This is a genomic window from Candidatus Melainabacteria bacterium (assembly GCA_003963305.1).
Taxonomy (GTDB): domain Bacteria; phylum Cyanobacteriota; class Vampirovibrionia; order Obscuribacterales; family Obscuribacteraceae; genus PALSA-1081.
Genome location: RXJR01000023.1, coordinates 175404 through 201095 on the forward strand (window position 1 = coordinate 175404; position 25692 = coordinate 201095).

General features: G+C 48.7%; 27 protein-coding genes. 15 read left to right on the plus strand and 12 right to left on the minus strand.

Going from position 1 to position 25692, the window contains the following annotated elements:
• Positions 1-73: 73 nt before the first annotated feature.
• Together EKK48_22625 and EKK48_22630 are read left to right on the plus strand one after the other, a co-directional pair.
• Positions 74-613 carry a hypothetical protein gene (locus EKK48_22625; protein RTL38096.1) on the plus strand — a complete coding sequence of 180 codons (540 nt, stop codon included), beginning with the start codon at positions 74-76 and terminating at the stop codon, positions 611-613.
• Between the two features lie 49 nt (positions 614-662).
• Positions 663-1076 (plus strand): hypothetical protein, encoded by a 414-nt coding sequence (locus EKK48_22630; GenBank protein ID RTL38097.1) that lies wholly within the window; start codon positions 663-665, stop codon positions 1074-1076.
• Between the two features lie 57 nt (positions 1077-1133).
• Here EKK48_22630 and EKK48_22635 read toward each other — a convergent pair whose 3' ends face one another.
• A complete protein-coding gene (locus tag EKK48_22635; GenBank protein ID RTL38098.1) occupies positions 1134-2762 on the minus strand; it encodes a PAS domain-containing protein in 1629 nt (542 codons plus the stop codon).
• 144 nt (positions 2763-2906) lie between these two features.
• Between EKK48_22635 and EKK48_22640 the strand changes: the two genes are divergently transcribed.
• Together EKK48_22640 and EKK48_22645 are read left to right on the plus strand one after the other, a co-directional pair.
• Positions 2907-3734, plus strand: coding sequence for a response regulator transcription factor (locus tag EKK48_22640; protein ID RTL38151.1), 828 nt, complete (start codon positions 2907-2909; stop codon positions 3732-3734).
• 79 nt (positions 3735-3813) lie between these two features.
• Positions 3814-4263, plus strand: coding sequence for a universal stress protein (locus EKK48_22645; GenBank protein ID RTL38099.1), 450 nt, complete (start codon positions 3814-3816; stop codon positions 4261-4263).
• Here the strand turns inward: EKK48_22645 and EKK48_22650 are convergent.
• Positions 4232-6172, minus strand: coding sequence for an ATP-dependent metallopeptidase FtsH/Yme1/Tma family protein (locus EKK48_22650; protein ID RTL38100.1), 1941 nt, complete (start codon positions 6170-6172; stop codon positions 4232-4234). The two genes, EKK48_22645 and EKK48_22650, sit on opposite strands and share 32 nt — an antisense overlap.
• Before the next feature lie 166 nt (positions 6173-6338).
• Here EKK48_22650 and EKK48_22655 point away from each other — a divergent pair, with 166 nt between their 5' ends.
• Together EKK48_22655 and EKK48_22660 are read left to right on the plus strand one after the other, a co-directional pair.
• Positions 6339-6800, plus strand: a complete 462-nt coding sequence (locus tag EKK48_22655) for a cytochrome c (protein ID RTL38101.1) — start codon at positions 6339-6341, stop codon at positions 6798-6800.
• 34 nt (positions 6801-6834) lie between these two features.
• Positions 6835-7341 carry a universal stress protein gene (locus tag EKK48_22660; GenBank protein RTL38102.1) on the plus strand — a complete coding sequence of 169 codons (507 nt, stop codon included), beginning with the start codon at positions 6835-6837 and terminating at the stop codon, positions 7339-7341.
• 47 nt (positions 7342-7388) lie between these two features.
• Here EKK48_22660 and EKK48_22665 read toward each other — a convergent pair whose 3' ends face one another.
• Genes EKK48_22665 through EKK48_22675 form a run of 3 tightly spaced genes read right to left on the minus strand, consistent with a single transcriptional unit; the run spans position 7389 to position 9587 of the window.
• Positions 7389-7718, minus strand: coding sequence for a hypothetical protein (locus tag EKK48_22665; protein RTL38103.1), 330 nt, complete (start codon positions 7716-7718; stop codon positions 7389-7391).
• Positions 7719-7720: 2 nt separating this feature from the next.
• Positions 7721-8239 carry a hypothetical protein gene (locus EKK48_22670; GenBank protein RTL38104.1) on the minus strand — a complete coding sequence of 173 codons (519 nt, stop codon included), beginning with the start codon at positions 8237-8239 and terminating at the stop codon, positions 7721-7723.
• 22 nt (positions 8240-8261) lie between these two features.
• A complete protein-coding gene (locus EKK48_22675; GenBank protein RTL38105.1) occupies positions 8262-9587 on the minus strand; it encodes an aminotransferase class I/II-fold pyridoxal phosphate-dependent enzyme in 1326 nt (441 codons plus the stop codon).
• 218 nt (positions 9588-9805) lie between these two features.
• Between EKK48_22675 and EKK48_22680 the strand changes: the two genes are divergently transcribed.
• A complete protein-coding gene (locus EKK48_22680) occupies positions 9806-10474 on the plus strand; it encodes a hypothetical protein (protein RTL38106.1) in 669 nt (222 codons plus the stop codon).
• A gap of 103 nt (positions 10475-10577) precedes the next feature.
• Here the strand turns inward: EKK48_22680 and EKK48_22685 are convergent, their stop codons facing one another.
• The 3 genes from EKK48_22685 to EKK48_22695 form a co-directional block, all read right to left on the minus strand.
• Positions 10578-11132, minus strand: coding sequence for a universal stress protein (locus EKK48_22685; GenBank protein RTL38107.1), 555 nt, complete (start codon positions 11130-11132; stop codon positions 10578-10580).
• Positions 11045-11491, minus strand: coding sequence for a universal stress protein (locus EKK48_22690; GenBank protein ID RTL38108.1), 447 nt, complete (start codon positions 11489-11491; stop codon positions 11045-11047). The genes EKK48_22685 and EKK48_22690 overlap by 88 nt, the downstream gene beginning before the upstream one ends.
• Positions 11492-11709: 218 nt before the next feature.
• The gene (locus EKK48_22695) at positions 11710-12489 is read right to left on the minus strand and encodes a hypothetical protein (GenBank protein ID RTL38109.1); all 780 of its coding nucleotides are present in this window, start codon (positions 12487-12489) and stop codon (positions 11710-11712) included.
• 553 nt (positions 12490-13042) lie between these two features.
• On the opposite strand from EKK48_22695, the gene EKK48_22700 reads away from it, so the two are divergent.
• The 3 genes from EKK48_22700 to EKK48_22710 are packed head-to-tail and all read left to right on the plus strand — an operon-like array spanning position 13043 to position 14599.
• Positions 13043-13540 carry a universal stress protein gene (locus EKK48_22700; GenBank protein ID RTL38110.1) on the plus strand — a complete coding sequence of 166 codons (498 nt, stop codon included), beginning with the start codon at positions 13043-13045 and terminating at the stop codon, positions 13538-13540.
• 34 nt (positions 13541-13574) lie between these two features.
• On the plus strand, positions 13575-14012 hold the full coding sequence (locus tag EKK48_22705) for a universal stress protein (protein RTL38111.1): 438 nt from the start codon (positions 13575-13577) through the stop codon (positions 14010-14012).
• 2 nt (positions 14013-14014) lie between these two features.
• Positions 14015-14599, plus strand: coding sequence for a GNAT family N-acetyltransferase (locus EKK48_22710; protein RTL38112.1), 585 nt, complete (start codon positions 14015-14017; stop codon positions 14597-14599).
• A 96-nt stretch (positions 14600-14695) separates the two neighbouring features.
• Here EKK48_22710 and EKK48_22715 read toward each other — a convergent pair whose 3' ends face one another.
• Together EKK48_22715 and EKK48_22720 are read right to left on the minus strand one after the other, a co-directional pair.
• On the minus strand, positions 14696-15418 hold the full coding sequence (locus EKK48_22715) for a cytochrome c (GenBank protein RTL38113.1): 723 nt from the start codon (positions 15416-15418) through the stop codon (positions 14696-14698).
• A gap of 92 nt (positions 15419-15510) precedes the next feature.
• Complete coding sequence (locus EKK48_22720; protein ID RTL38114.1) at positions 15511-17163, minus strand: AMP-dependent synthetase; 1653 nt, start codon at positions 17161-17163, stop codon at positions 15511-15513.
• Between the two features lie 279 nt (positions 17164-17442).
• Between EKK48_22720 and EKK48_22725 the strand changes: the two genes are divergently transcribed.
• From EKK48_22725 to EKK48_22745, 5 genes are all read left to right on the plus strand, one after another.
• Positions 17443-20190, plus strand: a complete 2748-nt coding sequence (locus tag EKK48_22725; protein ID RTL38115.1) for a cation-transporting P-type ATPase — start codon at positions 17443-17445, stop codon at positions 20188-20190.
• Between the two features lie 266 nt (positions 20191-20456).
• Positions 20457-20717, plus strand: a complete 261-nt coding sequence (locus EKK48_22730) for a hypothetical protein (GenBank protein ID RTL38116.1) — start codon at positions 20457-20459, stop codon at positions 20715-20717.
• A gap of 63 nt (positions 20718-20780) precedes the next feature.
• Positions 20781-21482, plus strand: a complete 702-nt coding sequence (locus tag EKK48_22735) for a phosphoribosyltransferase (protein RTL38117.1) — start codon at positions 20781-20783, stop codon at positions 21480-21482.
• 63 nt (positions 21483-21545) lie between these two features.
• Positions 21546-22898 (plus strand): erythromycin esterase family protein, encoded by a 1353-nt coding sequence (locus EKK48_22740; GenBank protein RTL38118.1) that lies wholly within the window; start codon positions 21546-21548, stop codon positions 22896-22898.
• Positions 22899-23014: 116 nt separating this feature from the next.
• On the plus strand, positions 23015-23488 hold the full coding sequence (locus EKK48_22745; protein RTL38119.1) for a hypothetical protein: 474 nt from the start codon (positions 23015-23017) through the stop codon (positions 23486-23488).
• A gap of 548 nt (positions 23489-24036) precedes the next feature.
• Here the strand turns inward: EKK48_22745 and EKK48_22750 are convergent.
• The gene (locus EKK48_22750) at positions 24037-24264 is read right to left on the minus strand and encodes a hypothetical protein (GenBank protein ID RTL38120.1); all 228 of its coding nucleotides are present in this window, start codon (positions 24262-24264) and stop codon (positions 24037-24039) included.
• Between the two features lie 83 nt (positions 24265-24347).
• Positions 24348-25649, minus strand: coding sequence for an acetyl-CoA hydrolase/transferase family protein (locus tag EKK48_22755; GenBank protein RTL38152.1), 1302 nt, complete (start codon positions 25647-25649; stop codon positions 24348-24350).
• Between the last annotated feature and the right edge of the window lie 43 nt (positions 25650-25692).

Consider the following 25692-nt stretch of genomic DNA (forward strand, 5'->3'; position numbering starts at 1 on the left):
GCAATTCGATTACTAACGTAAACGGCTCACACTTTTCAAATCAAAGCGAAAGTCACGTTTCCGGAGGGGAATCATGGGTACCGTTGATAACGATAATAACGATCGAAGTCTGATGGCGACAATACTCGCAAACAGCAAAAGCTACCGTCCGCATGGTCGAGTGCAGTCCGCAAATTGTATCTGCAGCACTTCTGGTTCGCTTGCCGATGTGTTCTTCGGCAAACCGAAGAGTGAATCTCTCATCGCATACATAAGGTCCCCGAATCACGATCACATCGACAATCACTGGCGAGAAATTGCTAACTATTGCCAAAAACATTCATACCAGGTCGTCCATCTCTTCACCGATATAGGCGATCGCCCCTCGTTTGGTCTACAGTCTGCGTTTGATGCGCTGGAAGTCGTAGATGGGCTTATATCATGCGATATGACCATGTTCATCAAGGACAATGGGGACCGAGTTAGAGAACTCCGGCCTTTCATTCATCATTTCTTCTGCCTCTACGAAAAGCACTTGATCACCATATTCGATGGCATCGATACAAGTACATCTTTTGGGCAGGAAAATGCCATCGAACTAATGTGCCAAACCAAACAAGGCTTCGATACATAATTCGCTAGCCAGCCAGCCAACAATATGGAACCTCTGGTCTCCAGGTAAAATGCTCAAATTCCCCAACGCACGACTGCTAATTCACAACCTCATCGCTGAGCGAAAGCTAAGCGGAGAAGATGCAATTGCAGCAGGCGCATGCGAACTCGGATTAATGAGCCCGGTCGAAATTGAATCAGTTCGAGGGCAATCTGCAGCTCAGTCAGATATGTGCGGATGCTCACGAACAGCGAGACTAATCTTGAAGAAATACTTTGACAATAACGATACCGACGCGGCCGAAGCATTTCAAAAGAGCTGGGAGAGTCTTCAAGAACGCTCAAAAAAACGCCTGGGACCAGAGGCTATTCAGGCTACCGCAGAGAGTCACGATGCTGCTGCAACGGATCAAAATAAATCCTGCTCTCAACATGCACCTATAATTTTTGACTACTTATTGCAAGAAGTAAATCGGCACTCTTGATCTGGAACCATTCTTGATCTGGACCCCTCCCGATCCGGTCTCGCAACAAAATGGTCGTCACTGCGAGGGCAGTTCTACTGTAAATTGACTGCCCTTGCCAATCTGGCTTTCACACCAGATTTGACCGCCGTGCCCTTCAACAATCTTGCGGGAGAGATAGAGTCCCAACCCCGTACTGGCGTAGTAGCGCCCACTCGATCCCGCTTGCCAGAAGCGCTGAAAGAGCTTAGCCATATTTTCAGGTGGAATGCCTTTTCCGGTATCAGATACGGTGAGTGTGGTGACGTCGTCATTTTGAAAAAGTTCGACTTGTATTCTGCCACCACCAGGGGTGAATTTGAGCGAGTTATCGATCAAGTTCTGAATCACTCTTCTGATTTCTTCCTTGTCACAGGGAATTTCTTTGATCCGGTCAGGAAGCACAGTAATCAACTGAATCTTGCGTTCCTCTGCCAGTGGCATGACCTCAGTGACGAACTGTGTCACAATCGATGACAGATCGCAGGGCGTCATCCGCATCTCTTTGACGCCACTATCAAACCGATAGACATCGAGCAGCGTCTGCACCAATCCGTACAGGGTCGTATTACTCTGCAACAAAGTGGACAAAATCTCACGCTGCTCGGCATTTACTTCGCCAAAGTCGCCATCCAGCAGTAGCTTGACAGCTCGATTGGTTGCCGAAACCGGAGTTTTCAAGTCGTGCGTAAGCGTTGCCACGAAGTCTTCTCGCTGCTGTTGCAGTTGCACCCGATCGGTCGCATTAGCGAACATGGCAACCAGACCGGTTGTGGCGCCGCTTCCATCTTTGGTCGGCCAGACTGCCCAATCCCAGTATGAAACTTCCAGCGTCTTCTCCGATGAAAGATTCAAAGCGTTTGCTGAAAAACGTGCTGGGGTGGCTGTTAAAAGAACATCTTCAAAGACCTTGCGCGGAACAAAGGGCGAAAGTTCAAAGAATGATTTACCGATTACTTCTCTGGTGCTTGCGCAAGACAAAAGCTTGGCAAACTCTTCATTGCATTCGAGACAGACGAAATGCTCGTCAAGGTTGACAATACCGATTGGAGCGCTTTCTAAAATACTCTTCGTGACGCGCTTCTCTGTTTCGAGCTCGCGAATCGCATCGCGATGAATCAAGAGAGCAAACTCTTTAGACTTGATGTAGCTCTCGATCGCCAGGCTCATATCGAAAAAAATCAACCGCATCATCGATGCCATGGTTTCACATTCGGTGCCGGGCTCACATTTCTCCAGCAGCCGGGGAAGTAGCCATGAGACAGCCTTGTTATAGGCGCCGATGTACCACTTCGGTTCAAGGTCGATGCGATGATGGGTCAAACCCACCTTTAGCCGATCAGCGACATAAGCTCGATCATGAGCACCATGAGCTAAACGCAGAAAATATTGCTTCTGAGCTTGCTTGGCGCGCTGTATTACATGCTCGTTCGGGAAAAAATCTCGGGTCTCTGGAAAACTCAAAAAATGTTCATACATAGCGTCCATGAGATCATCGACGCAATTCTGCAAAAGAAGGTCGATTGCCTCCAGCTGGCCCGGTTCAATCTTTTCGAACTCAAGCCATTTTTGTCTGGTATCGATTTCCTGCTCGGTGAGCGGCTCTAGAAATTCCTGCTCTATTGCATCTTTTCGAGTCATCAGCCTCACCTTGAAAACGTCGAACATCGATGCTCAACAAGCAAGCTCGTTCTACAAGCGTCAATGTCGAGGCAAAGTATATATAATTATCGAGAAGGAATCATGATTTCGGATATAAGCGACAAATCGGTCGCAACTAAAAGCAAACTAAATCAAGCGAGTACTTTGGAAATGAGTGTTGAAAAAGAAGCAAATGGACATCAGATCCGAATTTTACTCGTGGAAGACCACGCCCTGACACGGGTCGGAATCAAGACAGTCTTAAAACGTGAAGCCGATTTGCAAGTCGTTGGTGAGGCATCCAATGGTGAAGAAGCCGTCGAGCAAGCCGAACTCTTGAAGCCAGATGTCATCCTCATGGATGTTGGCATGCCGATAATGGATGGAATCCAGGCGGCCAAGAAGATTGTCGAACACGGCAACGCCGCCAGAATTATTATGCTTACACAACATGATAACGACCAGGACATCCTCGCTTCCTTTTCCGCCGGTGCCTCGGGATACTGTTTGAAAGATGTCGAAGAGTCTCGGCTGTTCATGGCGATCAGAACAGTCTTCGCGGGCGATGCCTGGCTGGATTCAGCAATCGCAGGCAAAGTATTGAAGCTTCAAAGACAGATCAACCAGGCCCAGCAGCAAAACGTTCAATCAGCTCAACCAACAGAGTCTTCGGCGCACGAGTCGCCTGAGGAGCACGCCGAACACGGTACTCATCACGACAGAACAGATCATGAGGTTGTGCCTTCCTCAGATTTAGCTGCTCATTCGGGAGCGGGAAATCCGCAAAAGCTAGATCGTCCCTATGCCGAACCACTCTCACCCCGAGAATTGGAGGTGCTTGGTCTGATCGTCGAAGGAATGTCAAACCAGCAAATTTCAGACAAGTTGATAATCTCGCTGCCAACAACCAAAACACATGTCCGAAACATTTTGAACAAACTGGCGGTTGACGATAGAACTCAAGCGGCAGTGCACGCGATGCGGCGCGGTTTAGTTTAAGGCACACGAATCTTTCGCCAAACATTCAAGAGGCGAGCATAATCATTCAACTCGCAGGAAATACATCCGTCAAGGAAATATGCACGTAGTAATCGCCATAAACGAGGCAAAATACGCCGAAGCAATTGCAGACTTCGTCATCAATCACGATTGGAAAGATGACACTACATTCGAAGTCATTTCAATAGTAAAGCCCATGAAAGTAGCTTCCTTCGAAGCAGTTCTACCAGGCCCGATACTGGACGAAATAATGCAAAAGAAAACAACGGCTGCCGAAAGCCTTGTGCAAACTTTCGTGCGGTCAATCACTAAAACAATAGATCAGGCGAGAATCAAAACATCGGTGCGCGAAGGGTTTCCCACCGACGAAATTATGGAAACGCTGAAAGCCAGCCATGCAGATATTCTGATTGTGGGTAGCCATGCGCGGCACGGTCTTGAACGAGCCTTCCTGGGAAGCGTTTCTCACTATCTTGTTTTTCATGCCGAATGTTCGATTATTGTGATACGGCTTCCAAATCATCAATAGGCTGCGCGGTAGGTGCAGCTGTAGTTGCAACGGTAGATTCAGCTGTAGTTTTGGCAGTTGCAGGGGTACATTCAGCCGACGCCGATGCTGCGATCTTTTCGAGTTCCGTAGAGTTCAGGGTCTCATTCTGCAGCAACTTTTCTGCGATCGCCGTCAGGACGTGGCGCCTTCCTTTTAAAATTTGGATTGCTCTTTCAAAAGCCTCGGTAACGAGGTCTTTTACCGCGGCATCTATCTCTCGGGATGTCTGTTCGCTATGGTATCTAGTTTCTGGAACTACGGCTCCGCTCAGAGAAGTTACAGGAGTGGGCTCATTGCTGTATGTCACGGGTCCCAGGAGCTGCGACATACCATATGTGGTGACCATGGCGCGCGCTATATCGGTTGCCTTAAGTAGATCGTCGGCAGCACCAGTCGAGAGTTCATCGAAAACGAGTGTTTCTGCGGCTCGTCCCCCCATAAGCGTAGTCAGTTTAGTTTCCAGTTCTTTCTTCGACATGAGAAATCGATCTTCGGTAGGTCGTTGCATCGTATAACCAAGAGCACCAATTCCACGCGGAATAATCGATACCTTTTGTACGGGATCCGCTTCAGGCATAGACATTGATACAAGCGCATGTCCAGACTCGTGATAGGCCACAATCTGGCGTTCTCTGGGGTTGAGCAATCTGTTCTTTTTCTCCAGCCCAGCTACAATGCGCTCCAGGGCATTGGTAAAATCGGCAGGCTCGACGGCTTCAGCACCGCGCCTGGTGGCAAGGATGACAGCTTCATTAACTAGATTAGCCAGATCCGCGCCTGTGAAACCGGGAGTTGTTCCAGCGATGTCCTCTACCTTCACACTCGTATCGGCTTTGATGCCGCGCAAGTGCACTTTCAAGATCTGCTCACGTCCAGTTTTATCTGGTCGATCGACCAGTATTTGCCGATCGAAGCGACCCGCTCGCAACAGTGCCCCGTCGAGAATTTCAGGGCGATTGGTAGCTGCCAACAAGACAACGCCCTGGCGCGGATCGAAACCATCCATTTCCACAAGCAATTGATTTAGAGTTTGTTCTTTCTCGTCAGGTCCGCCAGCGATAGAGCCCAGACCACGAGCCCGACCAAGTGCATCTAGCTCATCAATAAAAATGATGCACGGTGCGCTTTTCTGCGCCTGGGCAAAGAGATCTCTTACCCTTGCTGCGCCAACTCCGACAAACATCTCGACAAATTCAGAGCCGCTGATACTGAAAAACGGAACTTTGGCCTCGCCCGCAACAGCACGAGCCAAGAGCGTTTTACCAGTTCCTGGAGGACCGACCAGCAAAATACCTTTAGGCATGTGACCGCCTAACCGCGAGTATCGAGCAGGTTCTTTAAGGAAACCGATAACCTCTTGCAGTTCACCTTTGGCCTCATCGACACCAGCGACATCGTTGAACGTTGTTTTTATATTGCTTTCGCTATAGACACGCGCTTTGTTCCGCTCAAACGGCAAAAGACCTGCACCCAAAGACCCTTTCTGTCCGACCAATGAACCCAGCGTGCCGAACAGCACGAACAAACCGAAAATAATCCAGGGCAAGTTGGCTTCCCAGAAGCCAATCTCCGGTGTGCCCTGAAAACTAGAGGAGTTGTCGGCTAATCGAGTCAGCAACTGCGGATCGTCTATGCGCACAGTGCGGAATCTTTTCGTCTTGCCATTCTCAGACAAGGTTCCCGTTATTTCCTGCTTGCTGACGCTTACATTGGCAAGCTTCTTCTCCTGAGCAAGTGCTATAAAACGACTGTAGGGAACGGTTTCGGTCAACGACGCCTGAAACAGATTACCCAGAGCGGAAATAATGAGGAAGATTAGAAAGACCCGCCAGGCAACGATGATGGGGTCCGGCGTCTTTATCTTATTGTCAACAGTCTCTTCAGGCATAACATGTCCGAACGTGGGTCCAACCACACAACTATCGCATTGTACTATCGTCCACACCTCGGTCAAATTGATTATCGTCAGAATCGAGGCTGGTAGACCTAAAGGATGATTTCAGAGTAGGATTTCGCAGCAACTTCAGCTTTTAGATCGATAACAGGAGCACAAAATGCGAGCAAAATTTATAAAGGTTCACTCGTGGATGCAACTGATGAAAATCCCCGTGCTCTCCGTACTGTTTGTGCTTTCCAGCCTGGCGCTGCCCGCCGGTGCAGGGGATTCGCATGATGCAAAGTCAACCGATGGTCAAAAGAAGCATAAACAGAACGAGCAGCAGCGAGTGCAGCAAAACAAAGCTCAATCAATAAAACGCGGAAAACAACTCTACTACGCGAATAACTGCCAGAGCTGCCATACGATTGGAAATCGTGGCGCAAAGTTCGGACCGGCGTTAGACAAATTAGGCAAACACGCGAGCGCACTAGAGATGTCTGAAGAGATTCATGGTGGCGCAGATGAACCCGAGATGGATTTCAAAACGCGACATCTAACCAAAGATGAGCAGCGATCGATAATCGACTTTCTGCTTTCTGTTCAAGACAAAGCAACGAAACAAGCCGGCAGCCACTGAATGTAGTACTACCCACCCAACCAAGGTTATCGCCATGAATGTACTTTTAGCTGTATCAGATCGCTTTTTCGGGGACGCACTGGTGAAGTTCGCACGCCACCACCATTGGGAAGAGAATGCCCACTTCAAGGTGATCAAAGCAGTTTTGCCTGCGGAGCATCAACCTGGGGCAACCAATGAAGACCGCGAAATTTCGTTTCAAGAAGAAATGAAACTAGCCGATAATTTGCTGAAAAAACTTTGCGCGATGCTCGGCAAAAACAAAGAAGGCTGCGATATTTCGCCTGAAGTAATAATCGGAAGCCCGGCAAAAGTAATCATCGAATACGCCACCAATTGGCCGGCTGATATCATCATTCTCGGAGCCCATGAGCAGAGCAACTTTGAAAAGCTGATACTCGGAAGCGTCTCGAAATACATATCAGAACATGCTCCTTGCTCATTCACCATCGTGCGTATCGCCAATGACGAGGCGCTTGATTTGAGCCTGGAAGAAGATGAAGTGCTTGAAGAGCTGGGCATACCGTTAGCCTCATCTTGAAACTCTTCGAGTTACAAGTCATAGACTCCGAATTCACATCACAGTGCTTATTCTTCTAACAAAATCTTGAGCTTTGCTTGTGCTTCCACGCCAAGAATAACATTGGTCGGTTCCGTGAGCGCACGCGGAAATATCAACATCACCTTGTCGGTTTTGCTCAAGCGCAACCCTTCATATTTCGTACCAGCCAGCCCCCAGTTGCTCAACACGAACAACCAGAATGCAGCGGAGTCGTGATCGATCTGCTCACAAATCTCTCGCTGCATTTCTATATTGTTCAGCAGACAAGTCGACTTCCAGTAGACCAGCAAAGACTGACCTGTTTTGCGGACTTGAAGCCCTTCCTGCAGGCTCTCTGCTGCGCCATCACCTGTCACAACTATTCTTTGCTCCAGCGAACATGAACACTTGGTTTTTCCGGCAACGATGTGACATCTAATTTTCCACCGTATGCTTTCTCAATTGCTTTACCAATTCGTTTGGCAAGCCACATACTGGTGGTTTTGATTTCGATTTTAGAAGCTCCATCAATTCTACTCAAGATCCTCGATGCCGGATTGTCTTGCCGGCACTCCGACTCGATGTTAGCGATGAGATTATTCATTTCCTGGAGAGCAGCAGGTTCGAACTCGCCGGTGATATCGACCGTTCCTTCCCACACATTTTTCTCTACCATAGAACAGCCAGGGCAAAGGGTTTCGACCAGATGCTCCGGTAATCCTTTCTTTAGAGACTCGTCTTCGGTGTACCAGTGCTTGTCATGATGAACCGCCCGGCATTCCGTGCAAATCATATATCCTTTTTGTGCTTTCGCATTTTTGACAGTTGTAGAATCAATGTGTTGACTTGCTTCATATCGTCCCTGCTTGAACGATATGTTGGTTGGTTTCTTATTCATAGTCTACTCCTTTATCCGTGTACTACAGCGCTTTCGCCTGAAGTTTCGAACCGGTAATTTCTAAAGCTCTTGAAAGATCCCCAATAATGTCGTTAACGTCCTCCAGTCCGATGGAGAGTCTGATACCACCGGGTGCCAGCGCGGCTACGTCCTTAATAGCGTCGGGCAACGCTGAGTGAGTCATCGAATATGGTTCTTCTATGAGGGTACGCGTTTGACCCAGGCTGACAGCGAGCGTAATGCTTTGCGAGGAGCGGGCAATTGCATCGATGAAGTGCGCGGCTGCAGCCTGTGCTTCGCCGGAACTTCCCTTTAGCACGAAATAAATCATTGAGCCGGGCGCAAATCTTCCGTCGTAACTAATCATCTGGCGGTGCGCAAGATCTGATTGCGCAAATGAATCAAGTCCAGGGTAAGAAACGTGATCGATGAGTGGATGATTTTCCAAAAATTGTGCAATCGCTATTGCCGAACGCTGTTCCTGTTCGAGCCTTGTTGCAAGTGTCGGCAAGCCATAAACAAGCAGCGGCCAGGCAGAGCGCGCCGCTAATGTGCCACCAAAATCCTTCCTGTACAAAAGCAATGATCGATGATACCGACCGGCACCGATGACGACACCGCCCATATCAGTGCCGAAGCCACCAATATTCTTGGTCAAGCTGTGAACAACAAAATCTGCGCCGTGGCTGATTGGTCTCTGACAAAATGGCGTAGCAAAGGTATTGTCTACAATCAATACAATTCTTTCGTCTTCTTTTCGATGCTTATTAGCCTCGTCAACGCAAGATTTGATAGCCCGGATATCGAGTAATTCAAGCGTGGGGTTAACAGGTGTCTCAAAGTAAACCACGCGAGTCTTACTGGTGATGGCACCGGCAAGCGCCTCCATATCACGCAGATCAATAAATTTCGTCGACACGCCCTGCCTGATCATCCAATTGCTCAGCAAGCTGTAAGTGCAGCCATAGAGAAGTTGGTGAGCGATGATCTCGTCGCCGGAAGTCACGTTGATGCATAATGCTGCGCTTACTGCAGCCATGCCGGTCGCGAAACAGACTGCAATGTCGGCATCCTCAGCAAGTGCCAGCTTCTCCTCAAGGATTCCACGGGTTGGTTCGTCCAGCCGTTCATATACATAGATTGGAGCTTCACTTCCGTTCTCATCAGAAGCGAACTGTGCGAAACCCTGCATGCCTCTCTGCACCGAGTCCAGCCGATAGGCGCAAGAAACGTTCATCGGAGGAACGAGCGGGTGATTATATTCCCAGTGCCGACTGTCATAATCGTTATGGATCATGCTAGTGCGTATCGAATAGTCTTTATGTCGCTTCTGACCTTTTCTGGACATTACGAATTCTCCCGGTGCGTCTATAACGTCCCTATTATTCTTCAAAATCGACGAACAAAGCGCATCGTCCCACTGAACTTTTCGACTGCCTGATTGGCTGATTTTGTTGTCATCCAAATGGATTAGTATCAGTTCGAAAAAATCAGCCGCAATACTCATGCCACCCGAGTGCATTGCGCAGAAAATGAATATTGATGCTCCAACCAAGGGTTACGACTATGCAGTCACATTCGAAAACCTCAGCTGTAAAACAGGCTGTATCCATTCCCGCGTCCGGAAGTGTATTGTCGGGCGATCTCGCCGTTCCACCAAACGCGCTCGGGTTGGTGTTGTTCGCGCACGGAAGCGGCAGCAGCCGACACAGCCCAAGAAATAAAGCTGTAGCGGCAAAGTTGAACGAGATGCACCTGGGTACTTTACTGATGGACCTGCTCACAGCCGAAGAAGAAGTAATTGACGAACAAACTTCTGCGTTACGCTTCGATATACCAATGCTGACAGATCGGCTGGTCGAAATCGTTGACTGGCTGATTGTTAATCCGGCGACAGAAGGCATGAAGCTGGGAATCTTTGGCGCCAGTACTGGTGCAGCTTCAGCGATCGGAGCAGCTGCCAGACGCGGCAAATGGGTAAACGCTGTCGTCTCACGTGGGGGACGACCGGACCTCGCGAAAGATTACCTGAGCGAACTAGAAGCACCGACGCTTCTGATTGTCGGCGGACAAGATTATACGGTGATTGAACTCAACAAACTGGCTTTTGCTGGAATGACTTGTGTCAAGAAATTATCGATCATCGAAGGCGCCACACATCTGTTCAGCGAACCTGGAGCGTTAGAGCAGGTATCTGTCGAAACTGGTGAGTGGTTCCAGAAGTATCTGCGATAGCCTGGAAATCGAAGCGGAATCGAAGCGGAATGAATGCTCAATCTGGCAGAGCGAAGGGCAAGACCGAACCATCGCTCTGCCCATCGCTCTGCTCGTGGGTTGTTTAGGCCGCCTCACTCGACTTGGTTTTCACAATTTCGACTGAACACTCTGCATTGTTGGCAACAGCTTCGGCAACACTTCCGCAAAACATCTTCGCCAGACCACGCCTGCTGTGCGTACCGCAGATTATCAAGTCAGCGCTCCACTCACGGGCTTCGTCCAAGATCTTCTCACTGACAATACCAGTCAAAACATCTCCAGTAACTTCAGCGGCCACCAAATGGTGCTTGAGCAACTCGACTGCATCATTGACGTAAGTTTGCTTGCCCAGAAACTCTTCATGCTCTGCCTTTGCAATAGCATCACAAGCATCCGGTGTGTACAGACCCGGGCTGTAGGCTGTTAGAACCTGGCTGGGTTCAAACACAGAGATGATGCGAAATAGCGAACGATTGGGCCAGCATCGATCGAGCACCGACTCCAACACTCTCTTCGAGCAATCAGACTCTTCTATGGCAATTAGAACTCTCATACAATTGCTTCCTCTTTTGCAGTGTCTTTCGCCTTCGCGCCACCACCTGTATGGAAAGGAGGTCTGATGATCACGATGGAACATTTCTCTAACTGTGCTAGCGACTCAGAAACAGACTTATGACTTTCCGCATGAGCTGGGTCGTGACCCATGATCACCATGTCGGCTTTGGCATATTCACTGACACGCAAAACCGCGCTGACGGGCTCACCCTCGTCGACAACGGAGGAGACGTCGTCACTACCTGTATTCTTTTTGACATTTTGTACAAAACTATTCAAAAATCGTTCCAAATATTCTCGCTTCGTCGTACTCGTACACTCATGCGGATGCAACACATGAACCACCTTGAATTTTGATTTCGCAGGCCACTTGTAGTTCGACACAAAATCGAGAATCAACTTGGAATCCAATTCTTTCTGGAGGGCAATTACAATATTCATTTTCTCTACCCGCTTAATATCCAATGCTGGTGCCGGGTTCGCGCCGGAAGACCAACGACCGTGTACACAATATGAAACTCTGCGGAGAGTCTTGCCTTGCACGGTCGGTTGGTTTTCATGGGTGTTAATCGCTTCACCCCTGCATCTAAATTCTAGTGCTGCTCAGAGTCAGGGACATCATTCTTTGGACGGAAAAGTCAGTTTAATGCGCACTACCACTACTTGATCTGACCGTGCACGACTTTTTCACCGTGCTTACCGAGACGTTCCAAAACCAGATTGTAGTTAGTTCGTACATACCTGTTCACTTCTTCCATATCAGAATTCTCAGGCAATATTTCAAGAGCGTTTTTGAGAAGTTTCTCGGCAGCCTGGAAATTCCCGTTATACATATAAAGTTCGCCCAGGCTACTGGAAACAAGACCTACAAGCGGATGCTCGCTGCCAAGCACGCTCTTCAACAAAACCAGACAATGCTTCAGATAATACTCTGCTGCACTATTTTTTCCGGCATAAAGCTCCAGCCAGGCCTGATTGTGTTCAATGACTGCTTGTTCAACAGCGAACTCACGTCCATTTGCCTTGTAAATCTTCAACGCCTTAAGATTGGCTATGCGTGCCAATTCACCCTGATCGACATGACTGTAATGCACGGCTAGTCGCTCATACTCTACAGCCAGTTTAGGAGAATTCTTCGGCAAACACATGTTCATCAAGCGAATAGCCACTAGATAACAAACTTCAGCGTTTCTGTGATCAAGCTCCTGCTCATACAACTTCGCAACCGCATCAAAGCTGTTTGCCAGCTTTTCAATATCGGCAGAAGTCGTACACTGATCCAGTAAATCTTGCAACTTGTCCTCTGGTCTTCCGATCACCATGTCACTGTGCGAGCGAAGGAATCCAGGCTCAAGGACTGGCGTAACGGGTACAGGGCTAAAGGTAGGTCCTGTGAAAAGTACCAGCGAAGCAAACATGTTGATCAATGGATTATGCATTTCGATGCGCCTTGAAAGGGAGTGTATTTAATTCGTAATCCGCTGGAGTGCACCAGAACAACCAGGACGCACAACAACCAGAAGGCAGACTTCAATCGCCTGCACTCCAATCATCTTTTCCGTGCAATTCCTCCTCATCAGGATCGTATTCAACATAGATTGCGACCATGCTTAATGACGATACGCATCCGCAGCGCGGACACTTTAATTCGCCCGAAATAAAAGGGAACTGACATCCACACGATTGGCAAAGATAGCCGCCGGAAACGTGGGTCTTTTCAGTTAAAGCAGTCCTGCTGTCCATGCTGGGTTACCTCGTACTGGAAGGTATTAGATCGAACACGACGCTAAAGACCTCCTCTGGTTGCAATGTGCAAAGACAACACAATAGTCGCACTGCAGTCAGGTGCCGGACATCGTTCAAAAGAACGAGCCGCTCATTGCCAATGTTCGGTTGAAAGCAGGCATACTGGTTCGAAAGAAGGATGTGCACAGGAGACGATTAGGTAAAACTAGATCTGTGAACTGGTAATTCAACGAATTGGTGATAGGAATGAAAGTTTTAATAGCGGTCAATGACTCAAAAGAAAGCAGAAACGTCATCGAACAGATAGCGACCCGCCCATGGCGAGCAGAGACCCAATTTAAAGTAATGACAGTCGTCGCCAGCCTGGATAACCACAAGTGGACGGATTGGGGTCTGGGCGTGGACGATGAAGATTTGACTGAATTCAAAACCAAAGCCACAGACCTCGTAAATCGCTACGGCGGCCGAATCAAAGCCCTGATGGACGGCGGAAATTTCGTCGAAGGACAGGTTAGAGTCGGGCACGTTTGCGACGAAGTTATCGCAGAACTCAAAGCCTGGGACGCAGACCTGCTAGTCATTGGAGCACACGAAAACAAAGGCGTTCCAGATGTGATTCTGGGCAACAATGCGAGACATCTCTTAAATCACGCTCCATGTTCCGTTCAAATAATAAAGATGAGGCCGGTTCGGGCGACCGCTAGAGACGGATTCGCAGCGACAAACGTGCCGTGTTGCTCGTGACAAGTATTATGCAGCTGATGCTGGAGGTAGAGAAATGAAAGTTTTAATTGCTGTCGATAGCTGCAGTTCGTCTGATTCGGTGTTGAGTCAGATCGCCTCTCGCCGCTGGTCACCGTCAACAGAATTTGAACTGCTGATGATAGTGGAGCACTGCCACGTTGACGAAATGCTGCGCCAGTTATTACACCAATCACAGATAATTCTTTCGGAACGCGCCGAATTATTAAAGATGAAATTGCACGCCAAGTCGGTTAAAACAACCCTCCTGGAAGGCAAAGCGGCGGAGTCAATAGTAAATTACGCTCGGGAAATTCACGCAGACTTGATCATAATCGGCTCGCACGGTGATGCCGGCAGACGAATGGCAAAAGTAGGAAGTGTGGCTGCCGCCGTAGTTGATCACGCACCATGTTCTGTTGAAGTCGTAAAGATCCAAACATCCGAGCGACAAGCGCACCCAACTGGAGTTTGAGTATGAACGCACCTAGCAGCTATCTTGTTGAAGAAAAACTGTTAGACGGAAGAAGTCTCGTAATCCGCGCAGTTTGCCCAGCAGATAAAAGTATTTTTGTGGAAGGCATGAGACACCTCAGCCAGGAATCGCTGTACTATCGATTTCTCACACCGAAACGTGCACTGACGCAGAAAGAACTGCAGTTTTTCACTGAAGTTGATTTTCACAATCACGTTGCGCTATTGGCTCTGATCAAAGATGCTGACGGCAATGAGCACCCGGCTGGCGTAGGCCGATACATCGTCATCGAAGCACCGAAAGAACCTGACTGCGCAGAACTCGCCTTTGTTGTAGAAGACGAATACCAACACAAAGGTATTGCAACGCTACTATTGAAACATTTGAGCATCATAGCGAAAGCAAGTGGTATCAAACGCTTCAAAGCGATTGTACTGGTTGACAATTTGAAGATGCTCGACGTTTTCAAACACTGCGGATTGCCGCTTTCAAGCAAAATTCACACTGCTGGTGTGCTTGAACTTACACTCTCACTAGAGCCGGACTCTGGGCATACGTTCATGTCAGGCTGGCTAAGTACGCAGTAATCGAATTCGACTTCAATCAGGCAATACACAAAGTCGTAACGCATCATTGCCAATGCCCAAGCGACATAAGCACACAAGCTTCCAAGTCTACAAGCTTTACTTCAAGCTACTCAAATAAGCTGTGATATCAGCGATTTCTTTCTTATTCAATCCAAGCGGCGGCATGTCTATGCCGCGCTCGTTGTATTCGCGATCTGTATTAGCGAAAAGCAATTCAGCAGCATTGATTCGGTCGGAGATATAGGACGATTTATGCCTGGTGCCGATGCCATCGAAAATAGGCGCGAATTGTCCGCCCACTCCGCCAAATGAATGACATTGCAAACAACCCTTTTCATACACCAACTGCTTGCCATGGATGATAGAAGCAATGCCTACGGGCGCGTGTTTCGTGGTGGCAACCTTTACATCAGTTTTGGCATGTCCTTTTACTGCGAAACCTTTGTCTGGTCCAGGCAAAGTCATAATGTAGTCTGCCATTTTCTTCGCTTCAGCTGGAGCGATACGCTTATGCGGCATCAGTTCTGCGTGACCGTACAATTTCTGAAAAGCAGCAACTTTGGCCGGATCATTACTGATTCGTGATTCAATGAATTCTCTCGTACGCCTCTGCCCTTCTCCAGCCAGAACCGGTCCTAAGCAACCACCACTAGTGCCAACGCTGTGGCAGGCGCTGCAATTCTCACTAAAATATTTGGCTTCAGCAGAATTAGAGGAAGATTGTTCATGCGCTGATTTATCAGGACTTGCTATGGCAGATGCCACTGCTGACACTGATGACAAGAAAATGAAAGCAACCCACACTTTAAACCGACGCATCTTCACCTCGTTCTTGTCACGCTTACCAATTCAAATTGGGATTTGTTCATGCAATAGCACGCAAAAATTCGAATCGGAATTGGAAAATTATATCAAATAGTTCTTCTGCAAGCGATGTTCCTGATCTCACGCAAGTCTAACTTACCCGTTGAGAGCACCGGCAATTCATCAACTTCGATGAAATCTCTTGGATTTGGAATCCACAGCGCCGGTATAACTTTTTCGCTACTTAAAATCGAGACGATCTCCTCTGGTGATTTCTTCAGCTTGCCACTGCTATAGAGGACAATCAAACGCTCGCCGCGATTGTCATCGGGCACTGACGTGACCGAGACATTCTGTTCCTCACATTCTGCGATGCGCACAATCTCCCTTTCTACTTTCAAGTGCGGAACCATTTCACCGGCAATTTTGGAAAATTGACTCAAGCGACCTGAAATGGTCAGAAATCCATCTTCATCGATAAACCCAAGGTCACCAGTTCTGAACCATCCATTGTGGATGACACGGTCTGTAGCCTCGACATTGTTTAGATATCCTTTCATCACCTGTGGACCGTTTACTTCAATCAAACCTTCTTCCAGAGTTTTCTTTTCCTGGCCGCTATCAGCATCCACAATGCGTATCGCTGTTCCCGGCAAAGGCAGTCCTACAGTGCCGAGTTTCGTGCCCGCGATTTCGGTGCCATCTTTCAATACGACCCGACCTGGAACATTGCACGATACTACAGGCGATGTCTCAGTCAACCCGTAACCTTCTAATGGCGTAATTCCCAGCTCACGTTCGAGATCGTGAGCAAGAGCCGGCTTTACTTTTTCACCCCCCAGGATGCAAATCTTTATGCTCTCGAACTGTTCCTTCTTACTGCGTCTTAAATAGGTGCGCATAATAGTGGGCGTGCAGAACAGCACAGTCGGCTTGTGTTTTTCAGCCAAATTTCCAATTCGCCTGCAATCTCGGGGGTCATAATGATAAACAGCAGCATGCCCAAGTGCTAATACTGCCCATAGTGTCAGTGTGAAACCAAACGAGTGAAAAAACGGCACGACGCCGAGCACAAATTCGCGTTCCGACAGTCGTGCTTGTTGCTGAATTGCATGAACATTCGTAAGAATATTTCGATGCGTTAGCATCACGCCTTTCGCATCTCCAGTCGAACCGGCTGTGAACAAAATTGCGGCCGTCTCGTCCAATCTGTCGTCAGAATTTCTCAGACCTGCAAAGATGTGTCCGAGCAAATTCTCGGGAACCAGGTCAGCCTCAGACCAGGAAATCGCTTTTAGAAAGATAGATGCATCCTGCCGAAGTCGCTCCGCCAACAAATATCTGGCAGTCGAATCAAACGGAAAGCGCTCGATAATGCGGCGGCTGGTTATGATTTGATCGAACTCGCACTGACTCAAATAGTGATTGAATGTGTTCTGGCTCGATGTATAGTTCAAGTTCACTGGAATTCTGCCTAACATCGTCAAGGCAAGATTGACTAATACCGCGCCTACGGAAGGCGGTAAAAGCACGCCAACACGTTCAGCCGAACCAAGGCGTTTATGCAAAATATTTGCCAGTGCAATCGAACGTAAAAGAGTGTCGTGGTATGTGAGCGACAGGCCCGAAGAATCAGCAAGAGCCAGAGAACGTGGTTGACTGCGTGCTTGATGCACAAACGCGTGCGCCAACGAATGCCAGTGCGCCGGCAAAGGTGACAACTCTTGTACTGAATTTGGATGCATCGTTGTCTCTAGCATGTGTACCTTCAAGACTATATCTTATTCATGGTCGCACTTGCAGCGCATTCCAGCATCGCTCATAATATCGATTATAGTCTTCAGACCGTCATCCTTTGGACTGATTGCTTCCGTACAGATCAGAGCACAAAAAATAAGGAGTTCCGAATCTCTTCTTCTCGTCCGTACGATGGAAGCGGCAAAAGCTTACATCATCGTTAAATGACAGATGTCACACGAGCGCGATGGACTCTGCGCTGCGCATCAAACAGCCTCGCTGCGAAATAGATCAAACATAGTATGCCTTCATCCGACCTGAACACTTCCGCGAATAAAAGTCCGGTTCCGATCTCGATTCCCTCGATTGAACAGGCAGCCAGTCAAGATTCGCTGACCATCGTCCAGTCTCTTTCGAGCGACGAAAAATCAGGACTAACTGCCACCGCCGCAGCAGAGCGTCGGTTGCAACTTACATCCAGCATAGACAATCAGCCCAGATCACCAAATGCTTTTGCTCTGTTTATCGATCAATATCGGTCGACGGTTGTAATTGTGTTGTTAATCGCTACCGCTGCTTCCGTGATAGCGCGTGAATATCTGCAAGCGATAGGCATCGGCATCGCCGTTGTCATAAACAGCCTGGTCGGATTTCTGACTGAGTATCGTTCACAAGTCTCTCTTGCTGAGCTGGAAAAGCTTTCTGGTCCGCTCGCACATGTGCGGCGCGACGGCGTGGATAAAAACATCCCGGTCAACGAACTCGTACCTGGTGACATCCTGCTTCTAAACGAAGGAGACCGCGTTCCGGCGGACGTGCGCCTGATTACCTCGACCAATCTGACTGTTGATGAATCGGCGCTGACAGGAGAATCAGTGCCGGTATACAAAGCTTCAGAAGCAGATGAAGATTCGCCGACCAGCACCATTCTCTACCAGGGCTCGGTTGTATCGGCCGGGAAAACAAAGGCCATTGTCATCGCCACGGGATTCGATACCAAGCTCGGCAAACTCGGACGAACGCTGACAACGCTGATGGTGCACGCCACACCGCTGCAAGAAGAGCTCGAACAACTGGGCAAACAACTGAGCGTAGTCATCGTCGCGATCTGCGCCGTTTTGTTCTTCATCGGTTTGGCAAAGGGGGAGAATTCATGGCAAATGCTGCAAACAGCTATTGCGCTTGCCATCGCAGCCATTCCGGAAGGTTTGCCTGTCATCGCGACTTTGACTCTCGCAGAAGGCACCCGCCAGATGATCAAACTCGGAGCACTGACAAGACGTCTGAGCGCCGTAGAAACTCTTGGCTGCACTGAAATTGTCTGCACAGACAAAACGGGCACCTTAACGACAAACGAGCTTACTGTGTCGGATATTCTGGCAGGGAATCGGCACTTTCGCGTTTCCAGCAGCGAGCAACTAACTAGCGGGTCATTCTTCGACGAATCCGGCAAGGAAATCGATACAGCACAAGTTCCAAAACTGCAGGACGTGCTAGTCGCTGCCATATTATGCAATGATGCCAAGCTCGAGGCGCATGACAGCCATGACTGGCACGTGCACGGCGACCCGACCGAAGGAGCGCTATTGGTAGTCGCGCTCAAAGCAGGCATTGAAAAATCCGCAACAAAGAATACGCATCCACGAACAACCGAATTTTCCTTTGATCTGAAAAGAAAACGAATGACAACGCTCCACAACGAGGGCGCCAATCTGATCGCTTATTCAAAGGGTGCCCCTGAATCGGTAATTCGAACATGCAGTCAATTCGCATCGGAGAACGGCACGCAAGCACTAGATGACAAAACCAGAGCCTGGCTTGTCGAGCAAAATAACGCGCTGGCAAAAAAGGGTCTGAGAGTACTCGCATTTGCCCGAAAAGAAATTACTTCGGACACCCAGCTGGATCAAAACAGCGTTGAAAACGACATGACTTTTTTAGGACTGGTGGGCATGAGCGACCAACCAAAGAAAGGCGTTGATACAGCAGTCAGTCAGTGTCATAGAGCTGGAATAAAAGTGATTATGGTGACTGGAGATCAACCGGAAACAGCATGCGCGATTGCTAAACAGATCGGAATTGTCGCAAGCGATCGTAATGCCGCCGATGCTGTACTAAATGGATCAACAGGCTATACAGACTGGCATGATGACGCCAGGCGACTGGAAAACATTACCGTACTGGCACGAATCGAGCCGGAAGGGAAATTTCGAATTGTAAAAGCGTTGCAGGCAGCGGGAAAAGTAGTTGCAATGACGGGTGATGGTGTCAATGACGCGGCAGCGCTAAAACAAGCAGACATCGGCATAGCGATGGGACAAGGAGGAACGTCGCTGGCACGTGAAGCATCGGATATGGTACTGACTGACGACAATTTTAACGTTGTAGTACACGCGATCGAGCAGGGCAGAACCATTTATGCAAACATTCGCAGCGCGATTGCATACCTTCTCACCGCCAGCCTGGCATCAGTTTTCACAGTCGCTGGTGCTTCAATGCTGAATATGCCAATGCCGCTTACACCTCTGCAGTTACTCTGGCTCAACTTAATCATGCATATTTTTCCTGGTCTGGGTCTGGCATTGCAGAAGTCGTATCCAGGCATAATGGATGAAAAGCCACGTGGAAGAAACCAGAGTTTGCTAGACAGCAAAAGCTGGATGCAGATCATTGGTCGAGGAGCCATCGTTGCGATAGCTAGCTTGATCGCTATCAATCTAGCGCAACATGGAACGCCTGCAGCAGTAATGGAACAGCAAACCGTCGCCCTTGCCACGATGTCGCTGGCACTGCTAATGCAATCCTGGTCATGGTTAGCCACCAAACCATCTATAAAAATGTCGACACTTCTCTCAAACGCACCAATGCAGATAAGCACCCTGCTTGGGCTACTGATGTTGCTTGCGGGAACTTCCTTAACACCCGTCCAAGAAATCTTAAATACGACGACCATGAGCATGCCTGACTGGACACTGGTAGTCTCCAGCTCACTGTGCACATTTTTGATTACGACTATTTCGAGTCGACTATTCGTTACCATCCGCCGCTAGCCTGACCTGGACGCTGGCAATTTCAAGCTCACTCTGCACATTTTAATTAGGACTGCTCTGAGTCGACTATTCGTTACTATCCGTCGCGAGTATGAGAACGTGGTCTGATTAGCAAAGCGGCGCATTCCAGCACTGCTACACAAGCACAAAAATTCAACCATTGGAAGGATATGTGCGGCTCGGATATGAGCCAAAATGAGAACAGTTGAGAGGCGCGAAAAGTCAACCTCAATCGAGCAAATAACTGCAAGGCCAGGTGAGTCATCATGTCATTTCAACGAGTGCTGGAATTCGATAATTTCTTCTGTGACAGCTGTCGCATCTTTGTCTACGACGAAACTGCCGGACACAAAGAACGAGGAATTAAACCATGCACCAGAGTTGATGACCTGCCTGAATCCTGGATGTGTCCCGTATGCGGCGCAGACAAGTACAACTTGCGTGCGGTGACACTTGTGGATGGCTATTCGCCTCAGGGAGATCTGTCAGCAAATCTACAGAAGCATCACTGCAAGCAGCTGCGGTGATGCTTTTGCGCCAATCGGACGACTCAAAAAAGAACAAGATTTACATCGATTGAGGATTTGACCATGTTATTCAGAGATAGAAAGGACGCCGGACACCGGCTAGCTATAAAGCTTCAAGAGTATTTCGCAAAGAATCCAGGCGTCAGGACTAACGAAATTATTGTGGTCGGACTGCCCCGAGGCGGAGTCATGGTGGCACTGGAAGTGGCGCGGCAGTTTGGGTGCCCGCTAGATGTAATTGTTTCAAAAAAGATTCCGTTTCCTGGACAGCCTGAGTACGCAGTCGGCGCAGTATCTTCCGACGACGTGATAGTGCTCAACCCGGATATTCCGCACAACATGCAGTGGCAGCAATATCTTAATGAGCAGCATTTCGAGCTCCTGCAATTCTCGAGAGGACTCGAAACGGAGTTTTATGAAGAAGCGGGTTACGAACCGTCACCACTGAAAGATAAAGTCGTCATTGTCGTTGACGACGGCATTGCGACCGGCATGACTGCGGCAGCAGCGCTCAAATCGGTCCGGTTACGTGGGGCTAAGACGGTCATCTTAGCGGCTCCGGTAATGAGTAACGAAGGTATCAAAGATCTGTCCAAATTTTGTGATGCCGTAGTGCCGGTCAATATTCCCGACCGATTGGATTCTGTCGGACAACACTATCTGGATTTCACTCAAACTTCAAACTCACAAGTCATTCAGGCGATGAGAGAAAGCAGACTATTTACGACACCACCACACGCAACACCCAATCTGCATGGCGGCTAAAGGAGCCCGAAAGCACGCAGTGTTAATTTATTTCGGAGTCCAAATTTTTCGGAGTTTTCAAAAATGACATCCACTCAACACCGTCCCGCAAAGACGGATATCAGCAGAACGATTAGAAAACATGCGGTGCCATTTACCGGTGAATATCACGATTTCGACTCATTGCTAGAAATAGTAGGTGATGCATCATACGTGCTGATCGGAGAAGCATCACACGGAACACATGAGTATTACAAAACCCGCATCGACTTGACGAAACGTTTGATTGAAGAGAAAGGATTCAACGTCATACTTGCCGAAGCTGACTGGCCGGACTGCTGGAAAGTAAATCAATTCGTCAAAGGAACGGGTTCAGCGCTCACAGCAAACGAGTCCTTGAACGAATTTCAGCGTTTCCCAACCTGGCTGTGGCGAAATGCAGACGTTCTATCATTTGTGGAATGGCTCAGAGCGCACAATGCGCAGATACCAAAATACGACAACCAAGTTGGTTTTTACGGATTGGATCTGTACAGCCTGTACCGTTCCGCCGCAAAGGTACTCGAATATCTGAAAGATGTTGATCCATCAGCAGCTCAGCGTGCATATCACCGCTATGCGTGTCTTGCTAAATTTGGTCGAGACGAGCAAGCTTACGGATATGCGGCATCGCTGGGGTTGACTGACGATTGCGAAGCAAAAGTTCTCGCTGAACTACAGGAGCTGCAGGCAAACGCCACCACCTATATGCAGAGAGATGGCAGGCCTGCTGCGGATGGTTATTTCTTTATCGAACAAAATGCGAAACTTGTATCGAACGCCCAGGCGTATTATCGCGAGTTATTCACAGGTCAGGTCAGCACCTGGAATTTGCGCGATCGGCACATGTTCGAAACTACCCTGTCATTGAAAGAGCATTTGTCCAAACACGGACAGAAGATGAAAGCAGTGATCTGGGCTCACAATTCACATCTTGGCGATGCTCGCGCTACCGAAATGATTGACAGAGGAGAACTGAATCTTGGACAGCTGATGCGCGAACAGTTTCCAAAGGAGTGCAAATTGATTGGATTTACCGGTTTTTCCGGAACAGTCACTGCAGCCTCCCGTTGGGGCTCTGTTGCAGAGCGCAAGACGGTTCGTCCCGCTCTCTGCGGCAGTGTCGAAAGCCTCTTTCATACAATCGACTTGCCGGCATTCATCCTCAACCTGAGAAGCAAAGAACTCGCATATCAGCTCTGCCGCCCATACTTAGAAAGAGCCATTGGCGTTATCTATGCCCCCGAAACGGAGCGGCAAAGTCACTACTTCTACACCAGCCTATCAGAGCAGTTCGACGCAATTATTCACTTTCAAGAGACTCAAGCAGTAGAGCCGCTTGAAAGAACGGTTCGATGGCTGGCAGGAGAAGATCGGGTCGAAGACAGAATCGATTAGGGTGCCGGGCGACATCAGCCTAAAGGCTGATCTTCATCCATCCGCCAGGTCGATGTCATGACCGCTGCAGTGGATAAGAATAAGGCCTGTAAGGAGCGGATCGGGAGGGCAAAATCATGTTTAACAACAAAGTCGCAGGCAATTTTGACAAATTGGAAGACGCGAAAAGCCTGCTCGATGACTTGACGAAACGCCGCTTCCACATTCCGGCATCCGAAATCACGGTCAAAGCGAACGTATCAACTCGCTACGAATACTGCGATCAAAACTATCTGACTCGCTTGTTTACAGCGTGGATGCTTCTAGGTGCTCTGGTTGGCGTTGGTTACACAGTGCAATTTCTGCAACCAGTTGGAGTCGGTGCAACGGTTTTAGCCGCTCTCTCTTTTGGTGTAACCGGAGCAGCTTTAGGTCAGTTGGTGGCTGGTCTTTCTGATGTCGTATTCAACGGCAGCTTAGATGACCGACTGGACATAGAAGAACCCACCTTATACACGATCTCAGCGACCGTTCCGAATGAAATTGAACCGGCAATAGAAGCAGCAATGAAGGAAAGCGGCGCAGTCGACATCCACAATCTAGTAGCTTGATTATGGAAATACTTGCCATCATCGCCCTGCTTTTAATGTGGATAATTCCGCTGTCTATCGTCCTTATAGATAGTTGGTTCTTCGGACAAACTGATACTGCCGGTGCCCTGTTGCAGGGAGTCTCACGGGAGAAGAGTTCGTAAGGATGGTCAGCTACCATCTCACGGAAAAAGAGTTCGTAAGAAAGCCAGTAATGAGGGCTAACGACACGATTTTAAAACCAGACTGAGACTCGCCAGTTGTTTTGCTGACGAGTCTCAGCTCATCAAAATTCATCACAGATCATCAAAACAAAGTCTAGCTGTGGCACAGCAAGATCCATGCGAGCACTTGTCGATGAAGATCATCCGAAAATGCTTATCAGTACTTAGACTCAAGATGCTAGAACCTTCTGGACCCTTACTCCGATGTAATTAATTCCATGCGCCTCGAGTGCCAACTGGTGGGCATCGTTTGTCACGTAATTAATTACCTTGAAGTAATGCCCTGCGAACCGAGTGACTGCGCCGACAACTTCCCGCGCTCAACGACCTAGATGCCCGCGGCGGTCAACGCCAGATGTCTTCTTCATCCTTAAGGATGTACGTTTCCAACCCAAAGAACAAACATCCGACTCCAACAATTGCAAGAACAACTCCGGTGATCAAGGCAGTCGCAAAGTCGCCTGAGGTCTTGCCCATCTGTAACGTGTGAATTCCCAGAGCCAACAGAATGAAACCAAACATTGTTTGCACAATGTACATAGCTTCTTTCAGGTCATGCATCGATATTCTCATAATCCTCAGTCCTACCTCAGTCCTACCTCAGTCCTATCTCAGTCCTATCTCAGTCCCAGCTCAGTCCTACAGGTCCTATAGTCCTACAGCTTTCCATAATGCTCTGCGAAACCGCGCTCCAACTCTTCACGAAATTGCGGGTGAGCAATGTCAATCAATGCCCGCATTCTCTGTTTGATTGTCTTTCCAAAGAGCTGAGCGATACCGTATTCAGTAACGACGTAGTGAACATCAGCTCTCGACGTAACCACTCCGCTGCCGGCAGGCAGAACAGGCGAAATACGCGAGACTGTACCGTTCTTCGCGGTAGAAGGCATCGCAATAATGGCACGACCCTCTTTCGAACGAGAAGCACCGCGAATAAAATCTACCTGTCCACCAAATCCGCTGTACAGATAAGTTCCCATCGAGTCAGCATCAACCTGTCCGGTCAAATCGACCTGGATGGCAGAATTGATCGCAGTCATTTTGTAGTTCTGAGAAATTGTAAATGGATCATTGATGAAGTCAGACGGCTGAAATTCCATCGCCGGGTTTTCATTTACGAAATCATAAAGTCTCTGAGAGCCCATAACGAAGCTGACCGCGGTCTTTCCCGGAAGCACTGTCTTCTTGTTATTTGTCACGACCCCCAACTCAATGAGATCGATAATTCCATCAGAAAGCATCTCACTATGGACGCCTAAGTCCTGGCGATCGCGCAAGTACTTCAGCACTGCGTTTGGTACTGCACCGATGCCAAGCTGAATCGTTGCTCCGTCTTCAACCAATGAAGCCACATTCTTACCAATGGCATTTTCAGCCATCGATGGCTCTTCGCTCGCCAGCTCGGGCAGGGGGCGGTCGGTTTCAACAATGCGATCGAATTTACTGACATGCACGAAAGAACGACCGTAAGTTCTGGGCATCTGCTTGTTGACTTCGGCAATGACGATTCGAGCAGCCTTTCTGGCGGCAATCGTGCAATCGACAGACACACCGTAACTGCAAAAACCATGTGCATCGGGCGGAGAGACATGCATCAGACAAACATCTATGGGCAAATCATCCGAACCCAGCAGAGACGGAATATCGTGAAGAAAAATGGGGATGTAATCAGCGCGACCTGCATTGACTGCCTCGCGCACATTAGGACCAATGAAAAGCGCCTGAACTTTGAAAGAAGAGCTGTACTCACTGCGCGCATACTGAGCAGCTCCAAGCGTCATGATCTGCACAATCTTGACGTCGCGAAGTTGAGATGACCGAGCCACCATTGCCTCTAATAAGGGATGCGGAGCGGCTGCATGAGAATGTACATACACAGTGTCGCCGGAAGAGATTAGCTTGAGAGCCTCGCTCGCGGTTGACAGCTTGGCAGAGTATTCCGCTTTCCAATTTTTCAGAATTGTAGATTTATTAAGCACTTTTTTCGCCCGATCAGTGATT

Excerpts from the sequence above, each read along its gene's own strand:
- EKK48_22660 (RTL38102.1), top strand. The coding sequence starts at position 6,835 with ATGAATGTACTTTTAGCTGTATCAGATCGCTTTTTCGGGGACGCACTG.
- EKK48_22690 (RTL38108.1), bottom strand. The coding sequence starts at position 11,491 with ATGAATATTGTAATTGCCCTCCAGAAAGAATTGGATTCCAAGTTGATT.
- EKK48_22630 (RTL38097.1), top strand. The coding sequence starts at position 663 with ATGCTCAAATTCCCCAACGCACGACTGCTAATTCACAACCTCATCGCT.
- EKK48_22730 (RTL38116.1), top strand. The coding sequence starts at position 20,457 with ATGTCATTTCAACGAGTGCTGGAATTCGATAATTTCTTCTGTGACAGC.
- EKK48_22720 (RTL38114.1), bottom strand. The coding sequence starts at position 17,163 with ATGCTAGAGACAACGATGCATCCAAATTCAGTACAAGAGTTGTCACCT.
- EKK48_22695 (RTL38109.1), bottom strand. The coding sequence starts at position 12,489 with ATGCATAATCCATTGATCAACATGTTTGCTTCGCTGGTACTTTTCACA.
- EKK48_22710 (RTL38112.1), top strand. The coding sequence starts at position 14,015 with ATGAACGCACCTAGCAGCTATCTTGTTGAAGAAAAACTGTTAGACGGA.
- EKK48_22635 (RTL38098.1), bottom strand. The coding sequence starts at position 2,762 with ATGTTCGACGTTTTCAAGGTGAGGCTGATGACTCGAAAAGATGCAATA.
- EKK48_22650 (RTL38100.1), bottom strand. The coding sequence starts at position 6,172 with ATGCCTGAAGAGACTGTTGACAATAAGATAAAGACGCCGGACCCCATC.
- EKK48_22655 (RTL38101.1), top strand. The coding sequence starts at position 6,339 with ATGCGAGCAAAATTTATAAAGGTTCACTCGTGGATGCAACTGATGAAA.
- EKK48_22670 (RTL38104.1), bottom strand. The coding sequence starts at position 8,239 with ATGAATAAGAAACCAACCAACATATCGTTCAAGCAGGGACGATATGAA.
- EKK48_22705 (RTL38111.1), top strand. The coding sequence starts at position 13,575 with ATGAAAGTTTTAATTGCTGTCGATAGCTGCAGTTCGTCTGATTCGGTG.
- EKK48_22740 (RTL38118.1), top strand. The coding sequence starts at position 21,546 with ATGACATCCACTCAACACCGTCCCGCAAAGACGGATATCAGCAGAACG.
- EKK48_22725 (RTL38115.1), top strand. The coding sequence starts at position 17,443 with ATGCCTTCATCCGACCTGAACACTTCCGCGAATAAAAGTCCGGTTCCG.
- EKK48_22625 (RTL38096.1), top strand. The coding sequence starts at position 74 with ATGGGTACCGTTGATAACGATAATAACGATCGAAGTCTGATGGCGACA.
- EKK48_22685 (RTL38107.1), bottom strand. The coding sequence starts at position 11,132 with ATGTTCCATCGTGATCATCAGACCTCCTTTCCATACAGGTGGTGGCGC.
- EKK48_22735 (RTL38117.1), top strand. The coding sequence starts at position 20,781 with ATGTTATTCAGAGATAGAAAGGACGCCGGACACCGGCTAGCTATAAAG.
- EKK48_22745 (RTL38119.1), top strand. The coding sequence starts at position 23,015 with ATGTTTAACAACAAAGTCGCAGGCAATTTTGACAAATTGGAAGACGCG.
- EKK48_22640 (RTL38151.1), top strand. The coding sequence starts at position 2,907 with ATGAGTGTTGAAAAAGAAGCAAATGGACATCAGATCCGAATTTTACTC.
- EKK48_22675 (RTL38105.1), bottom strand. The coding sequence starts at position 9,587 with ATGTCCAGAAAAGGTCAGAAGCGACATAAAGACTATTCGATACGCACT.
- EKK48_22680 (RTL38106.1), top strand. The coding sequence starts at position 9,806 with ATGCAGTCACATTCGAAAACCTCAGCTGTAAAACAGGCTGTATCCATT.
- EKK48_22700 (RTL38110.1), top strand. The coding sequence starts at position 13,043 with ATGAAAGTTTTAATAGCGGTCAATGACTCAAAAGAAAGCAGAAACGTC.
- EKK48_22750 (RTL38120.1), bottom strand. The coding sequence starts at position 24,264 with ATGAGAATATCGATGCATGACCTGAAAGAAGCTATGTACATTGTGCAA.
- EKK48_22715 (RTL38113.1), bottom strand. The coding sequence starts at position 15,418 with ATGCGTCGGTTTAAAGTGTGGGTTGCTTTCATTTTCTTGTCATCAGTG.
- EKK48_22645 (RTL38099.1), top strand. The coding sequence starts at position 3,814 with ATGCACGTAGTAATCGCCATAAACGAGGCAAAATACGCCGAAGCAATT.